Source organism: Flavobacterium sp. (genome assembly GCF_043779715.1).
Classification (GTDB): Bacteria; Bacteroidota; Bacteroidia; order Flavobacteriales; family Flavobacteriaceae; genus Flavobacterium.
Genome location: NZ_JAYWDT010000249.1, coordinates 1 through 5,673, shown reverse-complemented (window position 1 = coordinate 5,673; position 5,673 = coordinate 1). Strand labels below are relative to the sequence as shown.

Below are 5,673 nucleotides of genomic sequence, written 5' to 3'. Positions count from 1 at the left end.
CGGATATATACAAACTAAATCCTGACGCTCAAAATGGAGTCGAAGATAATACTGTTTTGATTATTCCTAATAAAGCTAAGGTAAAAGTTGAAGTTCCTTCAAATTCTACCGCAAAAAAACACACTGTTTTAGCTAAGGAAACTTTGTATAGTTTGTCTAAATTGTACGATGTTTCAATTTCTGATATCGAAAAATCAAATGCTGAAGCATTAAAGGAAGGCATGAAAATAGGTTTGGTTTTAGTTATTCCAGCTAAAGGAAAATCGGTTCCTGCCGAAAAACCGAAGCCTAATAATCCTAAAACTGCAGTTTACCACGAAGTAAAAGCGAAAGAAACCAAATATGCAATCGCCAAGCAACACGAAATTACAGTCGAACAATTGGAAAAACTGAATCCTGAAATTGTTAATATCGAATTACCAATAGGTTTTAAATTATTAATAAGTGGCGAAAAAACAATTGTTGCAACAAAACCAATAATTGTTAATGTGCCAATACCAAAGCCTTCAGAGAGTTCGTATGTTATAAAAGCCAAAGAAACTTTATACAGTATTTCGAACCAATTTGAAGTAACTCAAGAAGAATTATTGGTGTTAAATCCAGAATTGAAAGATGGCGTTATAGAAGGAATGTCGATTAAAGTTCCTATGAAATCATCGGCTTCGGTAGTAAAAAAAGAATACAAAGATTTAACAAAAAGTATTCAAAAAGGAACTCACAAAAAACTAGCATTATTACTTCCTTTCAATCTGACTAAACTAGATCAAGACACTCTCAATTCGACTAAATCTCGTCTTAAAAAGGATAAATTCCTGAATATGACACTCGATTTTTATGCAGGAGCTTTGGTTGCAATCGATTCTGTCCGAAAAATGGGTTTGAATGTCGATGTAACTATTTTAGATTCTAACGAAACCAAATCTACTTCTAGCGTAACAAATTTGGTTCAAGAAGATAATCTAAAAACGATGGATGCTATTATTGGTCCATTTTACCAAAATAATGTCGAAAAGATTGCTGGTTTATTAAGTGCTAGTAATGTGCCAGTTTTTTCCCCATTGTCTAAAGATTATGATAAAAAATTCTCAAATTTGGTACAATCAACACCATCTGTTGATGATATAAAAAATGCTATATTCGATTTTATGAGAGCAAAAAACGGGAACATTATTGCTATTGTAGATCCTAAAAAAGCATCGGTAAAACAGTATATTTCAGAAAATCATAAAGATGTCCTTTTTGCACAATTTACCGAAAAAGGAAGTTTGAATATCGAAAATTTGAAATCAATTTTGGTCAAAGACAGGACCAATTTTGTCATCATGGAAACCGAAAAAACAAATCTTATTTTGAGTATTACTAATACTTTAGCGAGTTTGTTGCCTAATTATGACATAAAATTGGTGATTTTAGGAGAAAATGACGCTTTAGATTATGAAGAAATTTCGATGACTCGACTCACAAAATTGAAAATGCATTATCCGTCGCTTACTCGTGTTAATGATTCGGACGAAGCTGCTATTTTTGAGAATAGTTTTAAAAGGAAAAATAAAATACTTCCCAACCAGTTCGCTACGCGTGGTTTCGATGTGACTTTTGATGTTTTATTGCGTTTAGCTCAAGAAAAAAATATTATCGAAACACTAAACGAAACTGCTACGGAACAAGTTGAAAACAAGTTTTATTACAAACAAAATCCAGATGGAGGTTATACAAACAAAGGTGTTTATATCTTATTTTACGATACAGATTTAACCATAAAAGAAGCAAAACAATGACATCAAGAATAACATATTTAGGAGATTTAAGAACTTCATCTATTCACCTACAATCAGGAACCGAAATCCTTTCGGACGCACCAATAGACAATAACGGGAAAGGCGAAGCATTCTCACCAACGGATTTAGTTGCAAATGCTACAGGAAGTTGCATGATGACCATAATGGCAATAAAAGCAAGAGATTTGAATGTCGATTTGATAGGTACTACTGTCGAAGTAACTAAAATTATGCAAGCCGAACCAAGAAAAATTTCTAGATTAGAAATCATCATGAATATGTCGATTGCTACTGACGAAAAAACAAAAACTATTCTTGAGAGAACAGCTATGAATTGTCCTGTTTTATTAAGTTTAAATCCAGATATAGAAAAGGATATTACTATAAATTGGAAATAATATAAGTCAAATGTCATAAAGGCGAAAGTCTGAATCTTTGTGACTCTCAATTTTATGACTTTAAAACCTTTAAGAATTTGGATACAAACCAAAAACAACTCATCAAATTAGCCCATACAAAAATGCCTTTTGGCAAATACGAGGGCTATTTTCTTATAGATATTCCAGAATATTATATTGTTTGGTATAGTAATAAAGGATTTCCTAAAGGAGAATTAGGAGAACAACTCAAACTAATATACGAGCTAAAACTAAATGGACTGGAAGAATTAATTAGAAATATAAAAAAGAAATACCCAAAACCATAAAAAAACCCTGTCTTGATATATAGTAAGACAGGGTTTTGTATTTTGTAATTATAATTTTATTTGATAAAATCGAATTTATCTAAAAACAAACTTCCTACTAATGGAACTGGCTTCTCTTGTTCATTTGCAGCATTTATAATACCTATGATCCAAAGAATAAATATCGCAACAGCAATAATTGTAAATACAATATATAATGCAGGAACAATGCTTAAAATGATAGTTTGTAAAATGGCATTTAAAATTCCTAAAACTGCTAATCCAAAGGATTGTTTTAGATGAAATTTAGCTAAGGATGATTTTTCAGGATTGTTTCCATAGATAATAAAGGCAATTACCCAACCTATAATGGTAATGTAGCTAATAATAGAAATTGTTTTTTTGTCCATAAGAATTATTTTTAGTTTGTTAAACTTCAAATATAAAAAAAAATACGAATAATCTGTAATTTTTAATAAAAAACATTAAAAAATTAAAGGTTAATTGTCGATTTTTCATTGTTAATTATCAATTAATAATTGTACTTTTGCCACGTTTTTTACACAACTACAACAACACAATATAATGAATCAAACGAAATATATTTTTGTTACTGGTGGCGTTACATCTTCTTTAGGGAAGGGTATTATTGCTGCTTCTTTGGCAAAATTATTACAAGCAAGAGGTTATAGGACAACAATTCAAAAATTTGATCCTTATATTAATGTGGATCCAGGTACACTAAATCCTTATGAACATGGCGAATGTTATGTTACTGATGATGGAGCAGAAACCGATTTAGATTTAGGTCACTATGAACGTTTTTTGAATGTACCAACATCTCAAGCAAACAATGTAACCACAGGAAGGGTTTATCTTTCGGTTATAGAAAAAGAACGTCGTGGCGAATTTTTAGGAAAAACAGTTCAGGTTGTACCTCATATTACCAATGAAATTAAGGAACGCATGCAGTTGCTTGGTAATTCAGGCGATTATGATATCGTAATTACAGAAATTGGAGGAACAGTTGGGGATATCGAATCATTACCATATATCGAATCTGTTCGTCAATTAGTTTGGGAATTAGGAGAAAATAACGGAATTGTTATTCACTTAACATTGGTTCCTTTTTTAGCAGCAGCTGGTGAATTAAAAACAAAACCAACACAACATTCTGTAAAAACATTGATGGAAAGCGGTATAAAAGCTGATATCTTAGTTTGCAGAACCGAATACGAATTGTCAGAAGATTTGCGTCACAAACTAGCTTTGTTTTGTAATGTAAAACGAGAAGCAGTTATTCAATCTATAGATGCTTCAACAATATATGATGTTCCAAATCTTATGCTTGAAGAAGGATTGGATAAAGTAGCATTGAAAAAATTAGATTTACCAGAAAAATCGACTCCAGATTTAAAGCTATGGAACGAGTTTTTGCAAAAGCATAAGAACCCAAAACATGAAGTAAATATCGGTTTAGTTGGTAAATATGTTGAGTTGCAGGATTCATATAAGTCAATTCTTGAAGCATTTATTCATGCAGGAGCAACAAATGAAACAAAAGTAAATGTAATTTCTATTCACTCTGAATATTTAGATGCCAAAACGGCAGAAAATCAATTGAAAGGATTAGATGGCATACTAGTTGCACCAGGATTTGGCGGTCGCGGAATTGAAGGAAAAATAGAAACCGTTCGTTACGCAAGAGAAAATAATATTCCATTTTTAGGAATTTGTCTCGGAATGCAAATGGCAGTAATAGAATATTCTCGAAATGTTTTGGGTTACACCGATGCTAATTCGACCGAAATGAATGAAAATACTTTGCATCCAGTAATCAACTTGATGGAAGAGCAAAAAACAATAACTGACAAAGGAGGAACCATGCGCTTGGGTGCATGGAAATGTCATTTAGCAGAAAACACTTTGGCACATAAAATATACGGAGAATCTGATATTTTAGAACGTCATCGTCATCGTTATGAATTTAATAGTGACTATTTAGAAGTATTGCAAAAAGCAGGAATGGTGACTTCTGGAGTAAATCCAGAAACTGGTTTGGTTGAAGTTATAGAATTGGAAAATCACCCATTTTTTATAGGTGTTCAGTACCACCCAGAATATAAAAGTACGGTGTTGGCTCCGCATCCATTATTTGTTAGTTTTGTGGCAGCGGCAGTAAAGCATAAAAAATAATTAAGAAAATTTTTATTTTGGTAACAAAATAAAAATATATAGACTAACATAAGCTTACCGCTTGAAGCCTAATGCTTAAAGCAAAAATAAAAAGATGGAAAAGAAGAAATTAGACCTTAATTCGATTATTGGATTTGTATTAATTTTTGGTATCATGATTTGGATTATGTACCAAAATAAACCTACACAAGCAGAAATTGACAAAAAAGCCAAACAAGAACTTGTAGAAAAATCCAAAATCCAAGAGCCAAAAGTTGCTGAAGTGGTTGCACCAGTAACTATTACCGATTCAGTTCAAACGGCAAAAATGAAAGCAACTTTAGGCAGTTTTGCTTATTCAGCTACATTACCATCTGCAAAATCAGAATTTACTACAATACAAAATGAATTGTTAATTTTAAAAATTGCTAATAAAGGTGGTTACATTGCCGAAGCAACTTTAAAAAACTTCAAACAAATTTCTAAAGATTCTGGGAAATTAGTACAGCTTATCAAAGATAATAACGCAGGTCTAAATATTACACTTCAAACCCAAGATAGCAGAACATTAAATACTAAAGATTTATTTTTTGAGCCAACATTAACAAAAGTAGGCGGAGACCAAATGCTTTCGATGAAATTGAAAGCTGGTCCAAATCAGTTTTTAGAATACAAGTATGTCCTAAAAGCTAATGATTATATGTTAGACTTTGATGTTCGTTCTCAAGGATTAGCATCGGTTTTAAATACAACAAAACCAGCAGATTTAGAATGGAACTTGAAATCATATCGTAGTGAAAAAAGTATTTCGAACGAAAATCGTTTTACAGATATTAGATACGAATATGAAGACGGAAAACACAATAATGTAGGACAAGGAAAAGACAGCGAAGAAACTTTAGATAAAGTAACTTATGTAGCATATAAACAACATTTTTTCTCATCAATATTGTTAACAAACACTCCGTTTGAGAAAGCAAAATTATATTCTTCAAACATAGTCGACGAAGAAAAAGGAGACACTATTTATACCAA

At 31.6% G+C, this 5,673-nt stretch carries 6 protein-coding genes; 5 read left to right on the top strand and 1 reads right to left on the bottom strand.

The genetic code is table 11. The features are described from left to right. The 3 genes from ACH2BG_RS12125 to ACH2BG_RS12115 form a co-directional block, all read left to right on the top strand. Positions 1-1,778 (top strand): LysM peptidoglycan-binding domain-containing protein (locus ACH2BG_RS12125; protein ID WP_395047954.1); only part of this gene is annotated, 1,778 nt, incomplete at its 5' end. Continuing rightward, positions 1,775-2,176 (top strand): OsmC family protein, encoded by a 402-nt coding sequence (locus tag ACH2BG_RS12120; protein ID WP_395047953.1) that lies wholly within the window; start codon positions 1,775-1,777, stop codon positions 2,174-2,176. The genes ACH2BG_RS12125 and ACH2BG_RS12120, both read left to right, overlap by 4 nt. Positions 2,177-2,253: 77 nt before the next feature. Further along, on the top strand, positions 2,254-2,484 hold the full coding sequence (locus ACH2BG_RS12115) for a DUF3820 family protein (protein WP_348076065.1): 231 nt from the start codon (positions 2,254-2,256) through the stop codon (positions 2,482-2,484). Positions 2,485-2,540: 56 nt separating this feature from the next. On the opposite strand, the gene ACH2BG_RS12110 is transcribed toward ACH2BG_RS12115, so the two are convergent. Continuing rightward, positions 2,541-2,873 carry a DUF4870 domain-containing protein gene (locus tag ACH2BG_RS12110; RefSeq protein WP_395047952.1) on the bottom strand — a complete coding sequence of 111 codons (333 nt, stop codon included), beginning with the start codon at positions 2,871-2,873 and terminating at the stop codon, positions 2,541-2,543. A 175-nt stretch (positions 2,874-3,048) separates the two neighbouring features. Here ACH2BG_RS12110 and ACH2BG_RS12105 point away from each other — a divergent pair, with 175 nt between their 5' ends. Next, complete coding sequence (locus tag ACH2BG_RS12105; RefSeq protein WP_395047951.1) at positions 3,049-4,659, top strand: CTP synthase; 1,611 nt, start codon at positions 3,049-3,051, stop codon at positions 4,657-4,659. 94 nt (positions 4,660-4,753) lie between these two features. After that, a partial coding sequence (locus ACH2BG_RS12100; RefSeq protein ID WP_395047950.1) for a YidC/Oxa1 family insertase periplasmic-domain containing protein occupies positions 4,754-5,673 on the top strand: 920 nt, incomplete at its 3' end.